The following is a 25699-nucleotide window of genomic DNA, read 5'->3' as shown; positions in this document are numbered from 1 at the left end:
GTCGTACTTCTACATATTTACTACAGCTTCATCTTTCCTCGCGTCCAGCTCCAACCAATCAATCCCAGCTTCAGCGTCTTTTGCTTGCACCTGCGGCCCCGCCCTAATGTGCGTCCTTCTCCCTTATTGTCTCCCCAGGCAACCCTATTCCCTAATTCAGTATCTTACTTCTCGAAGACCACCTACACCTAAAAACTATTCCCACCAGCCATCCAAAATGCGGTACCTCTGCCTGCTTTCCTTACTTTTCCCCACCCTGCTTCCCGCTCAGGATTTTTTCGAGCGCTTCTTCGATAGCGGTGGGGATGAATGGGGTGCAGTATGTGAAGTGGTCGATAATAACCTGGTCATCGCGGGGCGCACAGATGCTAATGCCCTGGACCGTTTCAATGGCATCCTCCACGCGCTCGACCGCAACGGAAACCTCCGCTACACCGCAACCGTGGTGAGCGACCACCGCAGTTATATTACCACACTTGCTACCATATCGATCAACGGCACACCGGGCCTGCTGGCCGGCGGCTGGACCAACGTAACGGAAACTTCCGATAACCAGGTCTTCTACGCCCTCAACACCCTCGGGGCAGGCTACGCCTTCGGCTGGGGAGACGCTGTAGATGACGAACAGGCAAATAGCCTACTCCCCCTGAGTAATGGTGACGTCGTCGCTGTCGGTAACGTGGGAAATACCAATAATGGCCTCTTTTTCTGCTTTTCACCCGACGGTACAGAGCGCTGGCGCCGAACCTTTGTCATCCCCGATACCCGTTACAATGTTTTTCACGAGGCACGGGAAGTTGATGACGGTATCATTATGGTGGGCTACTCTACGGTCGAGGAGGTCACGGGCCAAACCCTCCTCGTTAAGACCACCCGGCAAGGGGACCTGATTTGGCGTTACCGCTACAACTACGTCAATGAGGCCGATGCCCGATCGAGGACCTTGCAGGTACTTCCAAATGGAGATTTAATCGTAACAAGCCACGTCGATACCGGAGAAGGAACGACCGACATTCTTTTTCTTCGGTTGAACGGCGATGGTGACGTCGTTAGTAAATCGCTAATCGGCGGTGCCGGCCGGGATGTAATTCGGGCCACCTTGCTCACGCCATCGGGTACGCTCCTTATGGCTGGTTCCACCTCCAGTCCACAACTCGGGAAAACTCCGGGGTTAGTAATGGAAGTAAGTTATGAGGGAGAAATTTTACGACAACGAACGGTAGGCGCTCTCGCAGAGGCCCGAATAAATGACCTGGCGCTTGCACCAAGTGGGGGGTATTACCTCGCGGGATCCGGGACGCTTTGCCCTCAGGGCGACCGCGACCTTATGCTCATCTACCTGAACGACACCCTGGGGAATGCGAGGGAATCCTGCCCTGCTTTTTCGGTAGACCTCCGCCGAAGCCCCGCAGCAAACATCTCCCGAACAGCCATCGGAACCATCGCCGGGCGGACGGAGCCACCAGTACAGCCGTTTTTATTGGAAGAACGACCAGTTGTTATCAACGATCGCAATTGCCAACAGTTGGATCTCGACGCCGATGACAGCTCAATGCCGTCCACTTTCAATGGTTTTAACTTGCCCCAACGCTGTTATGAGGAGCCGTTGCCGATAATGGATTCGGACGCAGTATTCAAGTTTTCCGGTCCGACCATCGACGTCGTTCGCATCTCTTTAATGTCGTCAGACCCGATGGAGTATCTTGAGATACCGGTTGATATTGCTGAGTTGTTTCAGCGTGACGCGGACAACATAATCACCTTCCTTAATACCCGAAATCTGCCAAATGAAGACGTCGTTCGGCTAATGCAACGCATCAATTACCGTAACGATAATGAGCAGATTTTAGCTGGAGAGCGAGAGGTTAGGTTTCAGGTACGCTCGTCCTGTTTCCCCCCCAGCGTAGCGAAAATGTGTTTTGAGCTGCTGGCCAGCGGACCTTTTGAACCGGACCTTCCGGATGCAGTTTTGTGCCCCGGCGAAGAACTCTTCGTGGATGCGACGGCAGCAGGCGCAACTGATTATTTGTGGGGCGACGGCGCGCAGGATGCAAGGAGAAGGATTACGGAGCCGGGAACCTACGTGGTTGCGATCAGCAACAACTGTAATACTACGTCTGACACCGTAACGGTATCCCCCGGTGAAAACCTAGGCCTCCCACCCGGGTTTGTCGATCAGTCGCTTTGCCCCGGAGATTCTCTTGAACTTGATGCAACCACCGAAGGCGCTTTCTCCTACCGCTGGGAAAATGATAGCAACGAACCCCAGCGGACCTTTCGCAATCCTGGGGATTACGCCCTGACCATCAGTAACGGTTGTCAGGAAATAGAATCGGTTTTCAGCCTGGACGGTCAAAGTTGCTGTCGGCTGTACCTGCCCAATGCTTTCTCCCCCAACGGGGATGGAATCAACGATGTGTTTCGCGCCTTCCCTGATCCCCGGCTTTGTGCGCCGGTTACGAATTTCACCTTTCGGGTATTCAACCGGTGGGGCGGAGAAGTGTACGCCGGTAGCCAGCTCTCCGAAGGCTGGGATGGGGAGGTTGGCGGAGAGGCCGGTGCAGCCGGCCATTACGTTTACGTTATAACCTACTACGACGGTTTCCAAACACTTCAACTAAGCGGGGGTACTATGCTTCTGCGGTAGGGGGTGTCCAGTTATCGGGGTGTCGGGTTGTCGAGTTACCGGGTTGCCCAGTTATCAGGTTGTCTTAGAGTCTGGTTTTCCTGATAACCCGAGAACCGACAACCCGATAACTGGACGCCAGGCCTCCGGCCTGTCTAATCAAGCAACGCCAGTGGGTCCATCGGCACGTCATCCTTACGTACTTCGTAGTGGAGGTGTGGCCCGGTCGACAGACCGGTGCTGCCGACGGCCCCGATTGTCTGGCCCAGAAGGAGCTGATCACCTTTTTGTACGGTATGGTCGTGGAGGTGGTGGTAAACGGTTACGTAACCGTCTTCGTGTAGGATTCTCACTGAAATGCCGTAGTCTCCGTCATCACCGGCGAAGATAACCTGTCCGTCTGCGGTAGCCATCACCGGGGTGCCGGTCGGTGCCTTTAGGTCAATCCCTTTATGGAATACTTTCCGCTTGAAATAAGGATGCGTACGCATACCGAACCCTGAAGAGAGATTGTTCTTCATGTCTACCCCTGCAATGGGGCTGGCCGTGGGCGGCTCAAAGAGGAAATCATTAACGGTGGTAGCAAGTTCAATTGGTAGCGTCTTGACATGGTCGGCCTCAGCAGGCCAGGGTAGGGGAGAGAGGAAGGCGATGCCGGCCAGCAGTGCGGCAGCGGCGGAAATACGGTAAAGCATAGGTTTGGTTTTGGTCGTGAAGCGAACGTCACGGTGAAGCTTTTGCAAGTGCCGGATGGGCCAGTTTTGAAGGGTTTCGGACAGGGCTGCATCGAAGGTGCTGCCTTTGTCTATTTCCTGTTCGATGGCGCAGCAGAGATGGTCCAGCAGTTCACCGCTGAGACCATCGGGTAGTCCCGCATGGGCCAGATGGGCCTCTACGTGGGCAACTTGTGGCTTGGTAAGGATGGTCATGGGATTATTCTGGTTGCAGGTCGAGCAAACGCTGCATGGTGAGTAGGAAGCGGCGGAATTCGTCGCGGCGATCGGTGGCCGCTGCGCGGCCCGCGGCGGTGATGACGTAGTATCGGCGGGGACGGCCGTTGACGGTCTCCGTTTCCGTTGTCAGCATACCGTCTTTTACCAGCTTATGCAGTAGCGGATATAGGGAGCCTTCAGTGAGTTTGTAGTTCCCGTCGCTCAGGTCGCTAACCCGCTTGGTCATCTGATAGCCATACATCCGCCCTTCCCGGTCGATAAGGCGAAGTACAACGGTGCGAAGCGTGCCTTTGATCAGTTCTTTTGAGTACATAGGGTAATGATACATCTAATTCGGATGCATTTGCAAGCACCAGGCTTCTTTTAACATATTTTGCACCTGCGGCCCCGCCCTATTAGTCAGGGAGTCAAATAGTCAAGGAGTCAGAGCGTCGGAACTCACTGCGTTCGTGTACCTGCTAAGTAGCCTCACTAAATGAAAAGATACAGACACACAAGTTTAGCGAGCATCCGCGAGAACTCTCTGACTCCTTGACGCTCTGACTGATTGACTAAAAAGGGCGCAAAATTACACTGCCTTCAATTTTTTCACGCTCAAATCGAAGTATTTCCTCTTTCCCGTCGTCTACCCTAGTGAATGTATGAATTAACCGAACAGGACGAGTGGGGCCAGGCCTACCAGGAATTCGGCCCGGAGCTCGAATCTTTTGTCCGCAGTCGCGTAGGTAACGGAGATGCAGAAGATTTGCTGCAGGAGGTATGGGCGGTCTTTGCTACCACCCTAAACGAAGAAAAAATTGCTGATCCACGCGCCTGGTTGTACCGTGTCGCCCGTAACCGGATCACCGATGGCTATCGCCAGGCTACGCGCCGGCCTGCTTTCCAGGACCTGAGTGCCACAGAAGATACTGCTGACGAGGCTGATTTCCGCGGAGACCCGGACGAGCTCTGGGAAGAGATCGAGGCTGCGCTCGATCAGGTGCCGCCCGACCAGCGGGAAGTCTTCGTCCGTAACGAACTGGACGGAGAGACCCTCCGCGAAATAGCCACCGATCTGGGGATTCCGTTGAAGACGGTCATCTCCCGTAAGGGCTATGCCCGTCGGCGATTGCGGGATTTGCTGCAGGAGGTCTACGAAGAATATTTTGAGGATTATTAGAGTAATGCTGAAGTAACTGCGTCTACCAGGATGAATACCAATTATCAATAACCAATCAACAACCAAATAATTATGCGTCATCAAATGCACCCAGGCCGCGGACGCGGCCATCATCGTGGCCCAGGAGGCCGTCGTGGTCATCGGCCACAATACGGTCCGCGCCGGCCCAAGCACAATGTGCCCGTGAATATTCAGGAAACAGCCACCGGCTTTAAAGCCCGGGTTTACTGCGTCGGCTTTGCGAAGGAGGATGTTAAGATCAGCCTCCTTAACGATATGATTTACATCAGCGGAACCCGCAAGCCAGTGGAGGAATATCCGGATTTCCTTTTGCAGGAATACCCCATCAAATCCTTTGAGCGGTGGTTCCAGCTAAGCGAGAAAGTCGACCAGTCGGCCATCTCCGCGAACTTTGAAGATGGCGTTCTCGTCATCACCGCCCCCAAAACGCCGGAGGCTTCGCAGCCGGAACGGGAGGTGGAGATTAAGTAAGTCGGCTACCGGTAGGCAGGGGTAACGAGTTGAAATATATCGCATTTATACGACAATGTCGACCTCACAGAGTACTAGTGGGCTGGTTCAGAAGTTTTGTGAATCAAGTGGTAATCTGTAGGGGCGGGGCTTGCCTCCGTCCCTGTAGGCGAGGTGGGATTTGCCGTTCGCTGAGCGAACAAAAAAGCGCCTTCAGGATGCCAATAGAGATTGGGAAAGTCCCGTCCCTACGAAAGAAATCAGGAAACTACTGAATCAACCTAAGATTTCAGCGATGTACCTCTGCTACTAATCCATTGTCTCCGCCGAGGTATAAATTGCTAAACTGAAAAGGCACTCCCTCGACACAGCCCTTCCTCTTTTTGAGAGAAGGGCTTAGTTTTTGGTTCATTTCCTAATGGATCGCCGATATTCGCCCCATGAAACATGCTGCTTTATTCTTTTTATTGCTGGGAACCCTTTTTGCCTGTGATCCCAAGCCTCCCTCCGAGCAACCAAAAGCTCCTGAAGAACCTACGGCGCCAACAACCTCTACCTCTCCTGAAGAACCGGTTTTGCTTTCGGCAGACTTCAACAGCGACGGAGTGCCCGACTTTTTAGAGATCCGGATGACGGACCGGGAAGACCGTGGCCTCGGTAAAGAGCGGGATCTCGTCGTGTATTCCGGCACCGGCAATACACGTAAAAATTGGTACACGGCCAGAAGTGTCCTTCTCCCTACCGAGAACGGCGGAATGATGGGCGACCCGCTGGAAGGTGTTGACATTGAAGGAAACACTATTGTCATCGATCACTTCGGTGGCAGCCGCCAGAAATGGGCTTATACCCACCGTTTTCGTTGGCAAAACGGTGACTTCCAACTCATCGGCGCAACGGTTCACGCTGGTGCCCCCTGCGATTATTTCGAAGACCTCGACTATAACCTTTCCACCGGCGACGCTGAGTGGGTAAAAACAACCGAGGACTGCAGTGAAAGTGAAGACGATCCCGTTATCACGGAGGTAACCCATAGCTTTAATGAAAAACCAAAGGTGCGTGCCTCGATGAACGGTTTTCTTACGGGTGAGCATGAGCTTAAAATTCCTAAGGCGGGTGAGTCGGTGTACTTTTAAGGCAAACTGATAGCCACTGGAAATTTTTCGGTTAAATTGTGGCCGGCCGTACGGGGGGAAGCCCTGACTGATCAGCACGAAACAAAAAGAACGGAGATCCTCCACGCAACGTCATCGTAATAATTAACCTGTTAATGCAATGATTACCACCCGCCCCGCCACACCGGCAGACCTTCCCGTTCTCCTACAGTTCGAACAAGGCATCATCACGGCTGAGCGCCCCTTTGACCCTACGCTGAAACCAGATCCGATCAGTTATTACGACATTGGGGCGATGATCGTAGACCCGGAGGTAGAAGTTATTGTTGCCGTCGATGGCGATCTGATTGTTGGTTCCGGTTATGCTAAGGAGAAGCCTTCAGACCTTTACGTCGACCCACCGAAGCATTGTTTTCTTGGCTTCATGTTTGTCCGCCCGGAATACCGGGGCCGGGGCGTGAACGGCCTGGTAACCGACGCCTTACTGGATTGGGCGCGTGCTCGTGGGCTGACCGAAGTACAGCTTAGGGTCTATGACGATAATTTCGGCGCAATCCGGGCTTACGAGAAAAAGGGATTCAGCAAATATATGGTGGTGATGCGGCGGGAGATTTGAATGCTCAAACGTACATCAAGCGCTAAACTAACCGGTTGCCGCCGAAGAACGCAGTATGCCAGAATTTGAGCCCACTATTCAGGCTGCTGGTTGATTTGCAGGTTTTTTAACTGCCTTGCTCCTATACCCATGCGACGATCCTTAGTTTCCTCAACCCACAGGCGGTAATCGCTTTGGGAAAAGGTAGCCTTGCTTTCCTTGATATTCGCTTAACCATCGGTAGCAACTCACGCATCCAAGTATGCTTACATTCACTTTGGGGGCGCGGCCGCAGGTGCAATAAGAAGGGTAAATAAGATGAGGGAAACCGTTAAAACCCGCCAGATTAGGACTAAAAGTGGGCTGTTGGACAAACCTTAATGAGCAATTCGGCCGTAAATGCGTTCTTTACGACGAAAACCAACACTAAGCGAAATGAATAAGAAGTCACTAACGATCGTTGCCATCCTATTGGCACTGCTTTTTTTAGCCAGCCTTTTCTGGGGCATAAGCCGTAACAGTGCCGCTGGGGAACTGTCGGCTGCCAATACGGAGATGAGTGCAGAAGTAGACCAGCTGTCCCTGCTACGGGCCAACCTGGAGAAACAGGTGGATAGCCTGGGAACGATCTACGAAACTGCAGTTTCGGACAACGAGTCCCTGAAGGGGCAGCTGGCCGAATCGCAAGACGTCACCAAGCGGGCACTCTACGATATGCGCAAGGCTCAAAAGTCTCGTAAAAACGACAATGAGGTAGCCTACCAGATGCGTTTGCAGATCGAGGACCTGATCAACGCCCGGGCTAACCTGGAAACCAGCCTGATTGCGCTGGAAGCGGAGAATCAGCAGCTTCGGGAAACGAACGTAGTGCTGCGGCAAGACCTTAGCACTGCTAAAACCGCCGCCTACAACTTTGAAAAAAAGAGTGAAAACCTGGAGACCATGACGCAAAGCATGGAAAAACAGATTACAGAAATGACCCTTGGCGCTTTTAAGGCCACGGCCATACAGGTAGAGATGTTCAGGGGTAAAGGAGATAAGGTCACGGCCGATGCCAGCAAAGTAAGGAGGATGAACGTCAGTTTTGACCTCACCGCTGTACCAGACAAGTACCTGGGCGTACGGCCTATCTACCTGGTATTGTCTGATCAGTCTGGCACCCCCGTTGTATCTGAAAATCCCGTTCGTGCTAAAGCCATTGTGAATGGCGCCGCGATGGACCTCATTGCGCTGGAAGGCCGTGACGTCAACGTAGAAAAGAATCAACGGATCAGCTTTACCCATGATCTCGACGTAAAACTACAGGCGGGGTATTACCGCGCACAGATTTTTACCGATCTGGGTCTGTTAGGTGCTGCTAATGTAAACTTGCGATAGCCATAGCTTATTAATCTGAACCTTGCAGGACAATCACAAGGACGGTCCTGTCAGCTCAGTCATTGATCCGTCAGGTCGTTTAGCCGTCAATAATTCGCCTTGGGCAGATTATTGACGGCTTTTACCGAAGATTAATCGGTGGCTTAGCTTGTCGAAGCCATTTGATTCCCTTCTCACGATTGTTTTACTTGAACCTTGCAATCTAACAACGTGCAACCTGCATGTTGTACCTTTGCCCCGCTTACCAAAAACCACGAATTAAATGGTATTTCTAGAATTTGAGCGACCACTGGAGAAACTCTACGAACAACTGGAAAAAGTCCGGGAAGTAGCGGAAGACGGTGTCGTGGACATGGAGGAGACCATTCAAGAGCTTGAGTCCCGGATTAAACAGACCAGAAAGGAGATCTACAGCGATCTTTCTGGCTGGCAGCGGGTACAGCTCAGTCGACACCCTGAGCGTCCTTACACTTTATTCTACATCGAACAGATGTGCCGGAAGTTTGTGGAGTTACACGGAGACCGGTACCACGGAGACGACAAAGCCATCGTGGGGGGTATTGGCAATATGGACGGGCAAACAGTAGTGATCATCGGACACCAGAAAGGGGTGAATACGAAAATGCGGCAGTACCGTAACTTCGGTATGGCCAACCCTGAAGGTTATCGTAAAGCACTCCGGTTAATGAAAATGGCCGAACGTTTTGGCTTTCCAGTAGTTACGCTGATCGATACTCCGGGAGCCTTTCCGGGGATCGAGGCTGAAGAGCGCGGGCAGGCAGAGGCCATAGCCCGAAACCTGATCGAGATGGCTCAGTTGCGCGTTCCAATCGTTTGTGCAGTGATTGGTGAAGGTGCCAGTGGCGGCGCTATTGGTATCGGGCTGGGAGACCATGTGATGATGCTGGAAAATACCTGGTATTCCGTCATCAGTCCTGAGAGTTGCAGCAGTATTCTGTGGCGCAGCTGGGACTATAAAGAACAGGCTGCCGAAGCGCTGAAACTGACCGCTGATGACATGTTAGGGTTCGGCATTATTGACGAAATCGTAAAGGAGCCTCATGGTGGGGCCCATTCCGCTCCGGATGAAATGGCCAAGAGCCTCAAACGGCAATTGAAAAAGGCAATTGTGGCCTTACAGGAAAAAGATATCGACCAGGTAATTGAAGAGCGTATCGCGAAGTACTCGGCTATTGGGCGGGTAGAAAACGCCGGGTAATGTCTTTCCTTACAAACATAAAGGAACGGTTGTTCCGTAAACGGATGGAGGAAGAAACTTCCACGCCGCCTGTGAAGCAACCAGGGGAAAAGATTAATCTGGTTAACTCCAGACAAATAACCATTCTGTTTATTGCCGACTCCGCCGAAGACCGAAAAGCAGTAGATAAATGGAGAGATGCTAACCGGCGCCACGGAAGCAAAATTAAAGTAATTGGCTTTTTTGAACATGAAGTTGGCTCCGCAAGCTTTGATTTTGAAATAGTATCAGTCAAGGACTTAAACTGGTACGGTGTTCCGCAGGGGGATGTCGTCAAAAAAATACAGAGCGATGCCACCGACTTATTAATACGACTGGGGCCCGCCCAACATCCTGTCCTTGACTTTCTAGCGACAACAAAACCGGCGAAACTGAAGGTAGGTCCCTTTGTCAAAGACTCCACAAATCCTTATCACCTGCAATTTGATGGAAGCCTGTCGGTTAGACTAAAAGACCAATTGGCGGCCATTGAGCAAATTTTCACCTTCACGAATGCAACGAGTACTTCCAAAATTTAGCGGCACCGGCGTCGCTTTGATTACGCCTTTCCTGCCTGACAATACGGTGGATTACCACGCGCTGGGGAACATCATTGACTACGTTATTGAAGGTGGAGTAGACTACATTGTCTCTTTGGGAACAACTGGTGAAGCGATTACACTGAGTAGTCAGGAGTGCCGGGAAATTTTGGATTTCACGCTCCGACACGTGGATGGCCGGGTAGAGATTGTGGCTGGCTTTTTTGGCGGGAACTACACTGATAAGCTAGAGACGATCATTAAGAACTATAATTTTGATGGCGTATCGGGTATTATGTCCAGTAGCCCGGCCTACAGTAAACCCCCTCAGTCGGGGATATACGAGCACTTCATACGGGTCGCAGAGGCCAGCCCACTTCCGGTTATTATTTACAATGTGCCCGGACGGACGAGCAGCAACGTGCTGCCGGAAACCATACTTAAGCTGTCTGAGAACCACGAAAACTTTGCCGCCGTTAAGGAAGCAAGTGGTAAGCTGGAGCAATCGGTCGAAATTCTGAAGCATTGCCATGATAATTTTGGTGTGCTCTCAGGAGATGATCCGATAACTGCTGCGGTAATTGCTCTCGGGGGGCATGGCGGTATCAGCGTAATTGCTAACGCCCTGCCTAAGCATTTCAGCGGAATGGTAAACGCAGCACTGGCAAGTGATTTCCCAAAGGCGCGTAAGCTAAACTTCGATATGCTTGATGTTCATCCGCTACTTTATGTAGAGGGAAACCCAATAGGCATAAAAGCGGCTGTCTCAATGCTAGGTTTTTGCCATAATAAGTTACGTGTGCCGCTGATGCCGCTGTCGGAACCGAATCGTGAAAAACTTCGCAAACTGTTGAGTCTGGTTCCTGATTTGGAGTTGTAGTGACTTACGATCAGGTGATGAAAGCATTGTTCATCCGTACCTTTGAGGAATGACAATTGACCAGATTTATACCGGATGCCTTGCTCAGGGAGCGTACTATATTGAGAGTGAGGGAGAAGCAGCGATCATCGACCCTCTGCGTAGCCCCGAACCTTACCTGCTCCGTGCCAAAGAAGCTGGCAGCAAAATCAAGTACATCTTTGAGACACATTTTCATGCTGATTTCGTCAGCGGACACCTGGACCTTGCCGCCTCCTCCGGTGCCACTATCGTATACGGCCCGGGGGCAAAGACGGATTACGAGAAGTATGAGGCACACGATATGGAGGATTTTAAACTCGGAAAAGTAACCATCCGGGCGCTTCATACGCCAGGTCATACGCTGGAGAGTACCACTTATTTGTTGCTTGATGAAGTAGGGCGCCCTAAGGCTATTTTTTCCGGAGATACCCTTTTTATCGGTGATGTCGGCCGGCCCGACCTGGCCCAGAAAAAAGGTGCTTTAACTATGGAAGATTTGGCAGGATTGCTCTATGATAGCCTCCGCCGTAAGATCATGGTGTTGCCCGATGAGGTAGTCGTTTATCCAGCACATGGCGCAGGCTCCGCCTGCGGTAAAAAGATGAGCCACGAGACCCAGGATACCCTGGGGAACCAGAAGGCAACCAACTATGCTCTGCGGGCAGATATGACCCGCCAGGAGTTTGTCAAGGAAGTAACGGAAGGCCTTTTGCCTCCTCCTGCATATTTCAGCGAAAACGTCCGGATGAACAAGCAGGGGTACGAGTCTTTCGCCGAGGTAATGGACCGAGGTGCCGTTGCTCTCTCTCCTGCCGCCTTTGAGAAAGTTGCTAACGACCAACGGCCGTTGGTTCTGGATGTGCGGGATAAGGCTGATTTTGTCCGGGGCTTTGTCCCAAACAGTATTTTCATAGGACTGGATGGCAGTTTCGCTCCGTGGGCTGGAGAACTGATTCCCGACTTACAGCAGCCGATATTATTAGTAACAGCGCCCGGAAGAGAGGCGGAAGCCGTAGAAAGATTAAGTCGGGTAGGCTATGATCAGACCCTGGGATACCTTGAAGGCGGCATCGCCGCATGGAAGGCTGCTGGTGGTGAACTGGATGCTGTTCAGACAATCAACGCGGAAGAATTCAAAGAACCCTTTAACAGTGGTCAGGCCTCCCACATTCTTGACGTGCGCAAAGCAAGTGAATACGAAAATGGTCACCTTGTCGACGCGGTCAATATTCCTTTGACTTCCCTGAATGGCCGGATGAAGGAGTTAAAGCCCGAAAACAAATACTACCTCCACTGTGGCAGTGGCTATCGTTCCACTATTGCTGCCAGCTTACTGAAATCTCGTGGGTTTGATCAACTGATTAATGTGCAGGATAAAGTCGAAGATATTATCGCACTGCAAACCGCTTAGATCAATCACTTCATTACCCAACGCGCAATGGCCGGCTGGTTTCCTCGCCCCAAAGAATATCGAACTACCGGTCTGATCTCGGATCTGACCGCCGGCCTTACGCTGGGCATCCTCCTCATTCCACAGGCCATGGCCTACGCAATGCTGGCGGGGGTTGACCCTGTGTACGGACTGTATGCCGCCTTTGTCCCAATGTTACTGTACACCTTGGTGGCATCGACTCCCCATGTGTCGGTCGGGCCCACAGCTTTAGCTTCTTTACTCTGTCTCAACGGGCTTTCTGGTTTGGCCGATCCGGGCACCGCAGAATATGTGGCTTATGCCGTATTACTGGGGGGGCTTACCGGAGTACTTCATCTGTTGTTTGGGTTGCTTAGGTTAGGAGGTATTGTTAGTCTGCTTAGCCGACCGGTACTTTCAGGCTTCGTTTCCGCTGCTGCGGTACTTATCATGGTTTCTCAGCTTGATGCTCTCCTGGGAATTCCTACCATGTCTACCAGTAAATTCCATGCTTCCGTCTTGGAGTTGGTTACTGGCGCGCCAAACCTTCATTTACCAACGGCAGTACTTGGCGTTGGTGCTTTCTTTTCCTTGCTGGCAGCTAAACGCTGGCTACCACGGCGATTTCCCACTATGCTTATTCTGATCGTTATCTCCACAACGATAGTGTGGCTGTTCGGGCAGGAATGGGGCGTTTCAACCGTTGAAGATATTCCGGCCGGATTACCAATATTTTCTCTGCCGGTACTCGACCTCAATATTTTACAGCAGTTATTTCCAGTAGCCTTGGTTATGGCGCTGATCAGCTTTATTGAAACCTTGTCGATTGGCAAGACTTTTTCTCCCAACCATAATTATTACCGAATTTCTCCCGATCGAGAATCCATCGCACTCGGAATCGGTAAAATTGGAGGGGCCTTTTTTCAGGCCATTCCTTCGTCCGCTAGTTTCAGTCGTTCCGCTGTACTGGAAGAGGGGGGAGGAAAATCAGCTTTGAGCAGCCTTGCCGCATTACTGTTATTAGTACTGGTGTTACTGTTTTTTACCCCCCTGTTCTATTATCTGCCGATCCCCGTTCTGGCTGCCATCATTATTTATTCGATTCGCAACCTATTCGACCTGGGAGAAATGCGCAAACTTTGGCATTTGGCTCCCAAGGAGTTCGCAACGCTATTGATCACTTTTGTCTTCACGTTGTTTGCCGGATTGCAATATGGCATTGCCGGAGGGGTATTGCTCTCTTTGATCTTCGTTTTTTGGCGAGCTGCCCGGCCGCATTTGGCCGAGTTAGGCCGGGTGCCGGGCACCAATGCTTTCCGGAATCGTATGAGGTTTGGGGAGGCAGAAGTTGACCCTGCTGTCCTGTTGGTTCGGTTTGATGCTGAATTGTATTTCGGAAACGCTGAGTACTTCCGGGATCGGATGGAGGAGCTTGTCCGTGAAAGAGGAGATGCCCTCCGTGTAGTTATCATCGATGGTCATACAATTAACGACATCGACACTACTGGCCTATATGAGCTTACCCGCTTCCTGGAAACGCTGGAAAAGCAAAATGTCAGCCTGTACCTATGTGGTATTATTGGACCAGTAAGAGACAAGCTTTACCGCTGTGGCCTAATGGAACGTATGGGAGCAGCACATAACTTTTTGTCGATCCAGAGTGCACTGGACCATTTGGAAAACAACCCCGATGATCGTGGATGGGACGCTCCGGCGGTACAACATGATTAAGCAAGTTGACTACTAACGCTTGATTTACGTTGCCAGGCATTAAAAAAAGAGGGTAGGACGACTTTAAGAGGGGATTCGTGAGTCTCAGGTTCGAAAAAAAATCAACTTTAACACTAGTCTGCTAATGGGCTTGCTTAACGTCTCTTGTTAGAGAACATTTTCAGCTTCGTTCCCATTGGAGATAGTAATACTATCAACCATACCAGCGGAATTATCTGAACCCATTAACCTGAGTGCATTCCGCTTTAAAACCTAATATTATGCGTAAACTATCCCTCGGATGGACAGTCATCCTTTTGCTTACTATCTTCAGTTTCTCGGCTTGTGACGACGATGAAGACGGTCCCATTGATCCAGTTATTGGAACCATCACCGACGTGGCTTCTGCCGACAGCCGTTTCACCACCCTTACAGCTGCATTAGAGCGTACCGGACTGGACGATTTTCTCGACGTCTCCTCCAGCCAGCTTACCGTTTTTGCGCCTACCGATGATGCTTTTACCGACCTCGGTGTCGATTTGAGTACCCTTTCGGATGATGCACTTGCGAATATTCTCGCTTACCACGTTATTTTGGGTAGCAATATCGTTTCCAGTGCCATTCCTTCAGGCCGCACAGAGCTGCTGACGGAAAATAAAACCGGACCTGGCGGTGCCCAATTGCCGCTGTTTGTTGATAATGACGGAACCAGTATAACCATCAACGAATCGGCTACAGTAGTGGTGCCGGACGTGGAAGCAGTTAACGGTACCATTCACGCCATCGACAAAGTACTTCTGCCGCCGAGCTTGCTCGACCGCGCCAGAATCGATGGGCGTTTTACCTCTCTGATCGCTGCGCTGGAGCGTACCGGACTAGACGAAACGGTAAACGGAGAAGGCACCCTTACCATTTTTGCCCCCACTGACGATGCTTTTACCGAAGCTAATATCGACCTGGAAAGTGTTACTGATGAAGAACTCAGTGACCTGTTGCTATACCATGTTCTGGGTACTTCGGTACCAGCCGGAGATTTGGCAGATGGTGATAACTTTGTCACTTCTCTCAGCGCTTCCGGCCCCGGTGGCTCCGCACTGTCCTTGCTGGTTAACAGCAGTACCGGTGGCGTATCGGTAAATACTGATGCCAATGTGTTAGTACCGAATGTGTTTGGTACCAATGGCGTCATCCATGCCGTGAGTAAAGTGCTCACTCCTCAAACCATTGTGGACTTCACCGTCAAGGCAGAAGGCGTTTCTGAACTGGAAAGCGCCCTGATTGCAGCCGACCTGGTTGGTGCGCTTAGCGGTACGGATCCGCTGACTGTATTTGGGCCGGTAAATTCAGCTTTCGAGGCCATTTCGGACGTAGTCGACTCACTGACCGTCGAGCAGCTCGCCAAAGTACTGACCTACCACGTGGTAACTGGAAACGTACGAAGTACCGACCTGGCCGCAGGAACGGTGCCAACGCTTAATCCAGACGACGTTATTGACATACGGGTAGACGGAGATGGTAATTTCTTCATCTTCATTGATGATGATACCAGCGTCAATTTCGACCTAACCGATATCCAGGCCTCTAATGGTGTCATTCACCTTATTAACGGCGTACTGGTACCGGAGGGGCTTTAACCCTGCTCTTTAAACGGTTTTTGCACCCTGCGCACCGTCGCCCCGCAAAACCTGATTACTGCTCCGGAAACTATTGATGTTTCCGGAGCAGTTCTTTTGTACGGCCTCCAATTCAACTCTTTTAAAAAGAAAGCGTTACCTTTGCATCACAAGGCCGTTAAAAGCACCCGGAGGGAATCGTTTAGATTCCCTCTTTTTTGTGCCATAACTATTCAGTTTTCTGGCGCGGACGCAGGTGCAACGAATGGTTTAAATGCAAAGAAGTACACCCGATGGAAGAACACATCACCGGAATGCTGGAAGAAATGTTCGCTACTAGCGAGGACTTTACGGACTGTTTTGTGGTCGACATTAACCTGAGCAATACCAAGCTTGATATTTTTGTCGATTCCGATTCGTCCATGACCTTTCGCAAGTGCCAGCGCATCAGTCGCTTTGTGGAGGCCTACCTCGATGAGGAGCAACCACTGGGCGAAAAATACACCCTCAACGTCAGTAGCCCTGGCGTGAGCCGGCCGCTAAAGTTTCACCGCCAGTACGTGAAAAACGTAGGCAGGAACTTGGAGGTGACCACTGAGGATGGTGAAAAGCACGCCGGGAAAATGACGGCAGCCGAAGCGGACCACCTGGTCCTGGAAGCTAAAGTCAGGATCAAAGAAGGCAAGCGCAAGAAAACGGTGGTGCAGGAGACTAAAATTTCCTACGCTGACATTAAAAAATCAATTGTAAAAATCAGTTTCTAGCTATGAATCTAGTAGAAATCTTTAAGGACTTCAGCTCCGGAAAAGCGATTGACAGCCCCACTATGGTGCGGGTGCTGGAAGACGTATTCCGGACCCTGATCAAGAAGAAGTTTACCACCGATGAAAATTTCAACATCATCGTGAACGCTAACCGCGGAGACCTCGAACTCTGGCGCGTACGAGAAATTGTACCCGATGGAGAGGTAACCGATGAGCTGGCCGAAATTTCTTTTTCGGAGGCATTGGCCGTTGATGAAGACTACGAAGTAGGAGAAGAATGCTACCAGCAACTCTTCCTCGAAGACTTTGGTCGTCGTTCGATCATGGCTGCACGGCAGACGCTCATCAGCCGTATTATGGACCTCGAAAAAGACGAGCTCTACCGCAGCTACACCGAACGCGTTGGCGATCTGGTGCTTTGCGAAGTACAGCAAATCCTCAAGCGTGAGATCCTGGTGATCGACGACGCTAATGGCCGCGAACTCGTTATGCCCCGGGTAGAAACCATCCGTGGAGATTACTTCCGTAAGGGAGACATGGTCCGTGGTATCATTAAGGAAGTGGAGATGCGCAACAACAATAACCCGGTGGTTATCGTATCGCGCACCGACGAACGTTTCCTTGCGAAGCTGATGGAACAGGAAGTTCCGGAAATCGAAGATGGTCTGATTACGATCAAAGGCATCGTCCGTATTCCTGGCGAACGTGCTAAGGTCGCGGTTGAGAGCTATGACGATCGTATTGATCCGGTCGGCGCTTGTGTCGGTATGAAAGGTTCGCGTATCCACGGCATTGTCCGGGAGCTGAACCAGGAAAATATCGACGTAATTCCTTACACCAACAATACGTCGCTCTACATTCAGCGTAGCCTTACACCGGCACGTGTTTCCAACATCGACCTCGATATGGAAGGCCGCCGTGCAAAGGTGTACCTGGAACCAGACCAGGTCAGCCTTGCCATCGGCAAAGGTGGTACGAACATCAAACTGGCCAGCAGGCTGGTGGAATTCGAAATTGATGTCTACCGCAACAACGAAGTGGAAATTGACGATGTCGACCTGGAAGAATTCAAGGATGAAATCGAGATGTGGGTACTGGATGCCTTCAAGTCCATTGGTTGTGATACGGCCCGTTCTGTACTCGAACTCAGCGTCGAAGATCTGGTTCGCCGGACCGACCTGGAAGAAGAGACCGTGACCAACGTACTCAAAGTCCTGGCGGCGGAATTTGACGAAGAAGTTAAGATAATCTCTACTCCCGAACCAGCGGAAGTGGCGGCTACTGCACCAACTGAAGCACCTACTCCTGAAACCGCCAAAGCATTTGCAGAAGTGCCAGCAGAAGTACCAGCAGAAGCTCCTGCAGAGGTGCCCGTTGCCGAAGCTGCCGCTCCTTCGGAAGAGGAGTAAAAACGCAGTAGAAGCCGTTGAGCCGGAGGGTCTGAAAGCCCTCCGGCTTAACTATATGCAACTAACTCAATAGAAGGCTTGTTGAAAAGGTTATGAAGACGAAGCGTAACAGTTACTGTTTTCTTCTCTCTGTACCTTATCTTTGCCTCGCTTTCCGGAAATTGTTTCGGAATTCTTCCTCTTAAAGCGGTGTTGGAAAGAGGAAACCACGGCTATTTAGGGTTTTTCTAAATCGCCCCGCGGCAGCACTCCGCGGTTAAATATTGCAGTGCTTAAAAGATCGAATGAGTAAACGACTAATCAAAGTAGCGAACGAACTTAATGTGGCCACCTCGACAATCGTCGAGCACCTGTCCAGTAAAGGCTTTGACGTGGAGAACAAACCCACGGCTAAGCTGACACCGGATATGGAGAATGTGGTGCGTGAGGCGTTCGCAAAAGCACTGCAGGACAAAAAGAAGGCTGACTCTATGGAGTTTAACACTCGTCCTACGGCTACTCCCTTGCCTCCGCCCCCACCTCCAACTCCCGGCCGAACACTTCCTCCGCCGCCACCGCCACCAATAGCTGCACGGCCAACACCGCCGCCGCCGCCGGTACCACCGGTACCTGTGAAAAAGCCTGTGGAACCAGCGCCCGTAGCAAAGGAAACGCCAGCTCCTGCGGCTGAAAAGCCCGCTGTGCCAGCACCGGCAAAGCCAGAGGCACCCGCAGCTCCTGCTGCCGAAACACCTGCTGCGAAGCCTGAAGCTCCCATTAGTGGAGAACGTAAGGCTCCGGGACTGAAAGTTTTAGGGACGATTGATCTCGATGCAGCTAAGCGTGCGGGGAAACCCTCTAAGAAAAAGCCAGCAGCTAAGGCACCGGCAAAGCCAGCACCCAAGCCGGCACCAGCACCTGCAGCCAAGGCCCCTGTGGATCCTCCGCCGGCAAAGCCAGCTAGTGCAACGCCTCCGCCTGCAGCTCCGGCTACTCCCGAAGCACCAAATGTAATCCGCGCCGGTACCGGTACGCCCGAACTCCGTGGCCTTAAGGTCATGGGTAAGATCGATATTAAAAAACCGGAGAAGAAGCCAACGCAAGAAGAGCAGCGGCGTAAGCGTAAGCGTAAAAAGATTACGACTTCCCCCGGCACTACGGGGACTTCCGGAGGAGGACCTCGCAGCCGTTCCGGATCTGGTGGTTCTAATCGTGGCCGTACGGGTGCTGGCAGCAATAGCCGAAACAACGAACCACGCGAAGTTTCCGCCAAGGAAATCGAAGATAAGATCAAAGCAACCATGGCCCGCCTTCAGGGTGGTGGTGGCAAAAAGAAACGTCAGCGTCAGCGGCGTGACAACCGCGAACGTATCCGTGAACGCCAGGAAGCCATCGAGGCCGAACGCACCACGGACAAGCTTCAGGTAACGGAGTTCATCACGGCCCAGGAATTGGCCAATATGATGGATGTGGGCGTAGGAGACGTAATCATGGCCTGTATGAATGCCGGTGTGATCGTTTCCATCAACCAGCGTTTGGATGCAGAAATCATCGAACTCGTAGCAGAAGAATTCGAACACGAAGTAGAATTCATCTCCGCCGAAGAAGATGTGGAAGAGGAAGACGAGTGGGTAGATGATCCGGAAGACCTCGTGGAACGTCCACCAATTGTTACCGTAATGGGTCCCGTTGACCACGGTAAGACCTCCCTCCTGGATTACATCCGTAAAGCTACGGTAACCGAAGGCGAAGCCGGCGGTATCACCCAGCACATCGGCGCCTACGAAGTAAAGAACAAGGACGGTAAGAAAATTACCTTCCTCGATACACCTGGTCACGAAGCCTTTACGGCCATGCGTGCCCGTGGTGCGAAGGTGACGGACATCGCCGTGATCATCATTGCGGCTGATGACGACATCATGCCACAGACAAAGGAAGCCATCAGCCATGCTGAAGCCGCCAACGTTCCAATGATCTTCGCCATCAACAAGATTGATAAGGCCGGGGCTAATCCCGACAAGATTAAGGGCGAGCTGGCTGCAATGGGCTATTCCATCGAAGAGTACGGTGGTAAGTACCAGAGCCAGGACATCTCCGCGCTGAAAGGAATTGGCATTGACGATCTGATGGAAAAAATCATGCTCGAAGCCGAAATCCTCGAATTGAAAGCAAACCCCGACCGCCCTGCGATTGCCACCATTGTGGAAGCATCGTTGGAACATGGCCGAGGCTACGTTACTAAGATCATCGTTAACCACGGGACGCTCCGCATTCAGGACATCATTGTGGCCGGTGAGCACAGCGGCCGTGTGAAAGCCATGTTCAACGAACGTAATAAGCGCGTGAAAGAAGTCAAGCCAGGTAGCCCAACGCTACTGCTTGGTCTCAACGGCGCTCCGCAAGCGGGTGAAATGCTGAAGGTGATGGAGAATGAGCAGGAAAGCCGCCAGTTGGCCAGCCGCCGTGCACAGATTTCCCGCGAACAAGCCAACCGTGCCAGCAAACGGATCTCTCTCGATGAGATTGGACGTCGTTTGGCACTCGGTAACTTTAAAGAGCTTAACCTCATCGTCAAAGGTGATGTAGATGGTTCCGTAGAAGCTTTGGCTGACTCCCTGATCAAGCTTTCTCAAGAGACCGTTCAGGTAAACGTGATCCATAAGGCCGTTGGTCAGATCATCGACTCGGATATCCTTTTGGCTACGGCTTCAGAAGCAATCATTGTTGGTTTTCAGGTTCGCCCAAGTGGCTCGGCCCGAAAGCTGGCCGAACGCGAAGGTGTGGAAATCAAGACCTACTCGGTTATCTACAAAGCGATCGAAGAAATTCGTGATGCGATTGAAGGCATGCTCGAACCTACCAAGGAGGAGCGTACCATTTGCCAGGTGTCCGTTCGGGAAACGTTCAAAATTTCCAAGATCGGTACCATTGCCGGCTGTTACGTCGACGAGGGCAAGATCACCCGCAATACACTTATCCGTATTATCCGCGACGGCATCGTTGTCTACCCGCTCAAAGAAGGTATGGTCGGCGAACTGGCGAGCCTCAAGCGCTTCAAGGACGACGTCAAGGAAGTCCGTGCCGGTATGGAATGTGGTCTGAACATCAAAGGCTTCAATGACATCAAAGAAGGCGATGTGATCGAAGGCTACGAGGTCGTTGAGATCGCACAGAAGATGAAGTAACCTTCATTTTTCTCCGCAGAAAATTGAGAAGCCCCGTCTGATGAAAATCGGACGGGGCTTTTGTATGCCCTTCAGGCGCGGTCGCAGGTGCATGGGAAGTTGGAAGGCAGGAATGTCTTGGCTAGGGAACAAAGCACCTGCGGGCTGCCACTTTGCTTTTTAACCAATTTTGTACCTGCGGCCCCGCCCTGAAATAGCCTGTGTTTCAAAAACTTTCGCTACCCTGGGACATTTTATCGTCAGGATTACCCGACAACTTGACAACCCGATAACCTGACCATCCATGTGCGGCCGCTACTCCATCGTCATCACCGAAGAACAACTCCGGAAACAATTTTCGCCACAGCTCCAGCTACCGATGAACGGACTGGTAAAAAACTATAACGTTGCTCCGACCCAGTCGGGTCTGGTGATTACTGATCGGAACCCCGACCAACTCGACCTTTTTCGGTGGGGGCTGGTACCCTTCTGGGCAAAAGACCTGAAGATCGGTGCCCGAATGATCAACGCCCGCAGCGAAGGGATTGAGGACAAGCCCAGTTTCCGTAAACCTATCCGCGAACGACGGTGCCTGGTCATTGCCGATAGCTTCTACGAGTGGCAACGCCACGACGGCGGTAAAACCCCTTTTCGGATCAAGCCCTCCGACGGTAGCCTGCTCGTCATGGCAGGTCTTTGGGAACAATGGCAACCTAAAGACGGCAATACCGATCCGGTATTTACCTACACGATCATCACCGGTGCCCCCAATGCTGAAATGGCCCCGATCCATGATCGAATGCCAATGTTACTAGTCAACGAAGCGACCCAAAGCCACTGGCTGGACCGGAACCTGCCGTTGGCAGATGTACTGGACCTGCTGCATACTCCGCCAGACGGTACGCTGGAGTACTACCCCGTAGGTTCAATGGTCGGGAATGTGCGAAATAATGGACCCGAGTTGCATGAGAGAATTGGTGAATAATTGAATTTTTAAAGGAGATAATAAGATTACCTCCGTATTATTCGCTCATTCTAGTATTCACTTCTGTTCTATGATTGATTACCGTATCCTTCCCGTCACCCCTGCTGAGTACGAGACCATCCGGCAAATCGCCCACAATACCTGGCCAGACACCTTTGGCGATATCCTCTCCGGAGCGCAAATCGATTATATGCTGGGGATGATGTATAGCCTGGAGGCCATCGAAGCGCAAGTGGCTAAAGGCCACGTTTTTCACCTGTTACTGGAAAGACAGTCTGGAAACCAGCAGCCCAGTCCCAATTTGCAGTACCCTAAGGCGAAGACTGTACGTTTCAAGCCCGTCGGCTACGTCAGCCATCAGCTCGATTACCTGCCCGGAACCACCAAGATTCATAAACTCTACGCCCTGCCCTCCGTGCAGGGAAGGGGCTACGGTAAAGCGATGACCCATAAGATCGAAACCATCGCCCGGGCCGCAGGCCAGCAAACGCTGCGGCTGGATGTGAACTATGAAAATAAGGCGGTGGGGTTTTATGAATACCTGGGCTTTGAAAAGGTGGGTAGGTTTGATACCGACATCGGACACGGGTACCTGATGGAGGACTGGATAATGGAAAAGGCATTGTAGTTTTGTTCCCCGGCATTTATGCTGATTATTTTACCCACCGGCTAAGGACCGGGTAACCATGAAATATGCGCGCACTAATCCAAAGAGTCTCCTCCGCCTCCGTAACCATTGCCGGTCAGGTATCCGGTGAAATCGGCCCGGGGCTGCTGGTATTGCTGGGGATCGAGGAGGCCGATGCGCAGGAGGACATTGACTGGCTCAGCGGGAAGATCAGCCGCCTGCGGATCTTCGGCGACGATGAGGGCCTGATGAACCGGAGTGTAGTAGACGTAGATGGCGGCTTATTGGTCGTCTCTCAGTTTACCTTGTACGGGAGTACTAAAAAGGGGAACCGGCCTAGTTTTATCCGGAGTGCGAAGCCTCCGGTGGCGATCCCGCTATACGAGACTTTCGTGAAAACTTTGTCGTTTACGGCGCTGCGGCCAGTAGCCACGGGAGAGTTTGGGGCGGATATGCAGGTGGCGCTGGTGAACGACGGACCCGTGACGATCTGGATCGATTCGAAAAACCGGGAGTGAAGCAGGGCTGAAGAAGATGGCCAACCAGGCTATTCGCTTGGTTTCTTTAATCTTGAGTGCATCGCATTGATCTCCATCATGGCTGCGGAACCGTACCAGGGTTTAAGCTCCATGACGAGGCTGCCCGCCTGGATGGCCGGGTCCGTAGCGGTGAGTGCCCGGGCTTCTTCAATGGTCTTTACGTTAAAGATGTAGATGCCCCGCAGCTCCCCGTCGTCGAGAAAAGGACCGGCAAGAACGAGCTCTCCGGCTTCAGCCATCCGGCGAATATTGGCCATGTGGCCGGCCTGGAGTCGAGCGGCTTCGGTACTGTCCCGGTCCCGGTTCGGGCCGGCTTTGAGAAAGGCCATAACGTACTGCTTCATACCGTAATCGTCAGCACCGACGCGCGCGGCAAAGGCGGGGTCATAGGCGGTTGATGTTTCGGCAGTTGTCACTTCGGTAGCAACAACCTCCGGAGCTGTTTCGCAGGCAACCAGGATAACGAAAAGAAGGATGGTGAACGGCGCAGTAATTCTCATCAGGCAAGGTAATTATCCTTCAAGATAAGGTATTTCGTGCCATATTATCTGGCCGCTGACGGGTAGCTCCGCCTCCCGATCAATGTAAGGATAGCTGACCCCCGTGAGGAACAATCCTTCAGAGGGGGCCAGCTGGAAGTGGGGCTGCCGCACCCCGGTTTTCAGCATTTCGGCGAATATCTGCTGCGAGAGTTTCCCAGTCCCCACCAGCATCAGGTCGTTGACCAACAGCCTGATCATGCCCCGCAGAAAACGGTTGGCAACGAAACGTAGGCGGTATCGATCGCCGGTAGCGGTGCGGTAAAGCGTCGCCTGGCGAAATTTTACGATGGTCGTATTATGGCGGTCCGGGGTTTTGCAGAATGCCCGAAAATCCTGGTGTTTCAGGAGGAGGGGGAGGGTAGCGGCTACTGCTTCGGGGTCAAAAGCCTGAAAATCATACTGTCCGCTGAAGCGACCGAGGAAGGCATCGGGCCTTCCGTGAAGGAAGTAGTCGTAGGTACGTTCGGTAGCGTCATACCGGGCCTGGGAGTTAAGGGGCACCGGGAGGGCGGCGTGCAACGTAATGTCATTAGGCAGCCGTTTATTGACGATAAAGACATACTTGTCTTGCAGCGGCCGTTCCGCCCGCAGGTAAGCGTAGTACTGGGAGGCATGCACACCGGCATCCGTCCGACCACAGCCCCCGAGGACGATCTCGCGGCCGTGGACTTCGCTCAGGCACTCCTCTAGTGTTTGCTGGACGGATACCACGTTGTGGGGCTGGCGTTGCCAGCCGCGGTAGGCGGTGCCGTCGTAGGCGAGGTGGAGGAAGTAATGAAAAGAATTTGATCGAGAATCTGTCACCACGTAAAGGTGGGAAAGATTCCCGGGAACTTGTGTTAGAACCAGTCCATATCCGGAAAGTCAGCTAAAGCTTCTTCCGTAGTAGGCGTACCCTGGAATAAAATGGTGCCATTTTCCACAAGGATTATGCGGAGGTCGATCGATGGCTGACTACTGAAATTCCTGGTTAACCAGCTGTTCAGTTGGTCAGCCGAAGCGGTGGTGAAGCCAAGTGCAATCGATGAAGCCCATTGACGTGCGGGTAGCGCAGTGATTGGGTCGGCGTATTCAGAAGCGGGTAGGTAACTGCCTTCCGTGAGTGGGTCGAGTACAAGATCCCCTTCTTCGTCATAGTAGAGGCGGAAATCTCCGGCACCATAATCCCCTTCCTCTTTCAGGGAGGTTTCGTCAAAAACGTCGAAGTCAACCAGCAGTTCGGTAAATTCGGTAAAGCTAAAAGCGTCCAGCGTTTTGCCTTCAGGAGCAGGCGTAATTTCGGTGGCGTCCTGTGCCTGGTCCGTCGTGCAGGCAAAGAAACCGCAGGCCATCAGGAGGAGTAATAGTAGGTAGAGTGGTTTCATGAATGAATGGTTTTCAGAAGAAAGGTGTGAGCGGGGAATCCGTTGGTTTTTAACTCGCAGGAATCGATACGTTGGGGTGAGATATCGACGAACGTGTTTTTTGGGCGCCCTTATAGCTATTGGGGGCAGGTGCAGGTGGCGCTGGTGGAGTGTTGTGCTAAACAGGCACGTAAGAAAAAAGCCGCCCCTCCCCAAGTGGGAAGGGACGGGCTTTCCAACAATCACTATGCGGTTTCCGCGGGATTCGAACTCGCAACCCTCGCCTTAACGGGACGTGGCTCTACCATTGAGCTAGAAAACCAGAAAAAGGGCTGGGGATTGATGAGCACAACTGCTCCACCAGTCCCTCGCCCCCTTGCCCCACGGCATGCCAACGGTTTAACGCAGGGCCGTTTGGGACAATAATTTATTTTGCGGTAATGACGGGATTCGAACCCGCAACTTGTGGATAGACAATCCACTGCTCTACCGTTGAACTACATCACCTTTTTCAAGTTGCAGGGTGCAACCTGCAACCTGCAACTTGCAACCTGGTTGGTGCGGTGGGGTTCGAACCCACGACCCACGGTTTAAGAGACCGCTACTCTACCAACTGAGCTACGCACCAATGTTTGGCCTTTC

General features: G+C 52.1%; 23 protein-coding genes and 3 tRNA genes. 18 read left to right on the top strand and 8 right to left on the bottom strand.

Annotated features, from left to right (window positions below; all coding sequences use genetic code 11):
* Nucleotides 1–217 precede the first annotated feature (217 nt).
* Complete coding sequence (locus B036_RS0101370) at nt 218–2647, top strand: gliding motility-associated C-terminal domain-containing protein (protein ID WP_020566890.1); 2430 nt, start codon at nt 218–220, stop codon at nt 2645–2647.
* 134 nt (nt 2648–2781) lie between these two features.
* Here the strand turns inward: B036_RS0101370 and B036_RS31485 are convergent, their stop codons facing one another.
* Together B036_RS31485 and B036_RS0101360 are read right to left on the bottom strand one after the other, a co-directional pair.
* Nucleotides 2782–3555, bottom strand: a complete 774-nt coding sequence (locus B036_RS31485) for a M23 family metallopeptidase (RefSeq protein WP_020566889.1) — start codon at nt 3553–3555, stop codon at nt 2782–2784.
* A 4-nt stretch (nt 3556–3559) separates the two neighbouring features.
* Entirely contained in the window at nt 3560–3892 is a 333-nt protein-coding gene (locus B036_RS0101360; RefSeq protein ID WP_020566888.1) for a PadR family transcriptional regulator, read from the bottom strand.
* A gap of 324 nt (nt 3893–4216) precedes the next feature.
* Here B036_RS0101360 and B036_RS0101355 point away from each other — a divergent pair, with 324 nt between their 5' ends.
* The 17 genes from B036_RS0101355 (at nt 4217) to dtd (ending at nt 23151) form a co-directional block, all read left to right on the top strand.
* The gene (locus B036_RS0101355) at nt 4217–4738 is read left to right on the top strand and encodes an RNA polymerase sigma factor (protein WP_020566887.1); all 522 of its coding nucleotides are present in this window, start codon (nt 4217–4219) and stop codon (nt 4736–4738) included.
* Between the two features lie 72 nt (nt 4739–4810).
* The gene (locus B036_RS27620) at nt 4811–5230 is read left to right on the top strand and encodes an Hsp20/alpha crystallin family protein (RefSeq protein WP_020566886.1); all 420 of its coding nucleotides are present in this window, start codon (nt 4811–4813) and stop codon (nt 5228–5230) included.
* 419 nt (nt 5231–5649) lie between these two features.
* A complete protein-coding gene (locus tag B036_RS31480; protein WP_020566885.1) occupies nt 5650–6342 on the top strand; it encodes a hypothetical protein in 693 nt (230 codons plus the stop codon).
* Nucleotides 6343–6481: 139 nt separating this feature from the next.
* The gene (locus B036_RS0101340; RefSeq protein ID WP_020566884.1) at nt 6482–6937 is read left to right on the top strand and encodes a GNAT family N-acetyltransferase; all 456 of its coding nucleotides are present in this window, start codon (nt 6482–6484) and stop codon (nt 6935–6937) included.
* 414 nt (nt 6938–7351) lie between these two features.
* A complete protein-coding gene (locus B036_RS0101335) occupies nt 7352–8293 on the top strand; it encodes a coiled-coil domain-containing protein (protein ID WP_020566883.1) in 942 nt (313 codons plus the stop codon).
* A 262-nt stretch (nt 8294–8555) separates the two neighbouring features.
* Nucleotides 8556–9512 carry an acetyl-CoA carboxylase carboxyltransferase subunit alpha gene (locus B036_RS0101330; RefSeq protein WP_020566882.1) on the top strand — a complete coding sequence of 319 codons (957 nt, stop codon included), beginning with the start codon at nt 8556–8558 and terminating at the stop codon, nt 9510–9512.
* Nucleotides 9512–10069, top strand: coding sequence for a DUF6913 domain-containing protein (locus B036_RS0101325; protein WP_020566881.1), 558 nt, complete (start codon nt 9512–9514; stop codon nt 10067–10069). Before B036_RS0101330 ends, B036_RS0101325 begins: the two co-directional genes overlap by 1 nt.
* Complete coding sequence (gene dapA / locus B036_RS0101320; protein WP_020566880.1) at nt 10044–10949, top strand: 4-hydroxy-tetrahydrodipicolinate synthase; 906 nt, start codon at nt 10044–10046, stop codon at nt 10947–10949. Before B036_RS0101325 ends, dapA begins: the two co-directional genes overlap by 26 nt.
* Nucleotides 10950–10998: 49 nt before the next feature.
* The gene (locus tag B036_RS0101315; RefSeq protein WP_020566879.1) at nt 10999–12381 is read left to right on the top strand and encodes an MBL fold metallo-hydrolase; all 1383 of its coding nucleotides are present in this window, start codon (nt 10999–11001) and stop codon (nt 12379–12381) included.
* A 27-nt stretch (nt 12382–12408) separates the two neighbouring features.
* On the top strand, nt 12409–14112 hold the full coding sequence (locus B036_RS27610; RefSeq protein WP_020566878.1) for a SulP family inorganic anion transporter: 1704 nt from the start codon (nt 12409–12411) through the stop codon (nt 14110–14112).
* Nucleotides 14113–14372: 260 nt separating this feature from the next.
* Nucleotides 14373–15725, top strand: coding sequence for a fasciclin domain-containing protein (locus B036_RS0101305; protein WP_020566877.1), 1353 nt, complete (start codon nt 14373–14375; stop codon nt 15723–15725).
* Between the two features lie 272 nt (nt 15726–15997).
* The gene (locus B036_RS0101300; protein WP_020566876.1) at nt 15998–16468 is read left to right on the top strand and encodes a ribosome maturation factor RimP; all 471 of its coding nucleotides are present in this window, start codon (nt 15998–16000) and stop codon (nt 16466–16468) included.
* A 2-nt stretch (nt 16469–16470) separates the two neighbouring features.
* On the top strand, nt 16471–17877 hold the full coding sequence (gene nusA / locus B036_RS0101295) for a transcription termination factor NusA (RefSeq protein ID WP_020566875.1): 1407 nt from the start codon (nt 16471–16473) through the stop codon (nt 17875–17877).
* 284 nt (nt 17878–18161) lie between these two features.
* The gene (infB, locus tag B036_RS0101290) at nt 18162–21041 is read left to right on the top strand and encodes a translation initiation factor IF-2 (protein ID WP_026231564.1); all 2880 of its coding nucleotides are present in this window, start codon (nt 18162–18164) and stop codon (nt 21039–21041) included.
* Between the two features lie 283 nt (nt 21042–21324).
* Nucleotides 21325–22005 (top strand): SOS response-associated peptidase, encoded by a 681-nt coding sequence (locus B036_RS0101285; protein WP_020566872.1) that lies wholly within the window; start codon nt 21325–21327, stop codon nt 22003–22005.
* A gap of 70 nt (nt 22006–22075) precedes the next feature.
* Nucleotides 22076–22633, top strand: coding sequence for a GNAT family N-acetyltransferase (locus B036_RS0101280; RefSeq protein WP_020566871.1), 558 nt, complete (start codon nt 22076–22078; stop codon nt 22631–22633).
* Between the two features lie 65 nt (nt 22634–22698).
* A complete protein-coding gene (gene dtd, locus B036_RS0101275; RefSeq protein ID WP_020566870.1) occupies nt 22699–23151 on the top strand; it encodes a D-aminoacyl-tRNA deacylase in 453 nt (150 codons plus the stop codon).
* A gap of 29 nt (nt 23152–23180) precedes the next feature.
* On the opposite strand, the gene B036_RS0101270 is transcribed toward dtd, so the two are convergent.
* From B036_RS0101270 to B036_RS0101245, 6 genes are all read right to left on the bottom strand, one after another.
* Nucleotides 23181–23672, bottom strand: coding sequence for a YciI family protein (locus B036_RS0101270; RefSeq protein ID WP_020566869.1), 492 nt, complete (start codon nt 23670–23672; stop codon nt 23181–23183).
* A 12-nt stretch (nt 23673–23684) separates the two neighbouring features.
* On the bottom strand, nt 23685–24518 hold the full coding sequence (locus B036_RS27605; RefSeq protein ID WP_020566868.1) for a tRNA pseudouridine synthase A: 834 nt from the start codon (nt 24516–24518) through the stop codon (nt 23685–23687).
* Nucleotides 24519–24553: 35 nt separating this feature from the next.
* Nucleotides 24554–25078 carry a hypothetical protein gene (locus B036_RS0101260; RefSeq protein ID WP_020566867.1) on the bottom strand — a complete coding sequence of 175 codons (525 nt, stop codon included), beginning with the start codon at nt 25076–25078 and terminating at the stop codon, nt 24554–24556.
* Nucleotides 25079–25307: 229 nt separating this feature from the next.
* Nucleotides 25308–25379 (bottom strand) — tRNA-Asn (locus tag B036_RS0101255).
* Nucleotides 25380–25492: 113 nt separating this feature from the next.
* Nucleotides 25493–25564, bottom strand: a tRNA-Asp gene (locus tag B036_RS0101250).
* Between the two features lie 45 nt (nt 25565–25609).
* Nucleotides 25610–25685: transfer RNA gene (locus B036_RS0101245), tRNA-Lys, on the bottom strand.
* Nucleotides 25686–25699 lie beyond the last annotated feature (14 nt).

Source organism: Neolewinella persica DSM 23188, assembly GCF_000373105.1.
Classification (GTDB): Bacteria; Bacteroidota; Bacteroidia; order Chitinophagales; family Saprospiraceae; genus Neolewinella; species Neolewinella persica.
This window is presented reverse-complemented; position numbering and strand designations above follow the sequence as displayed.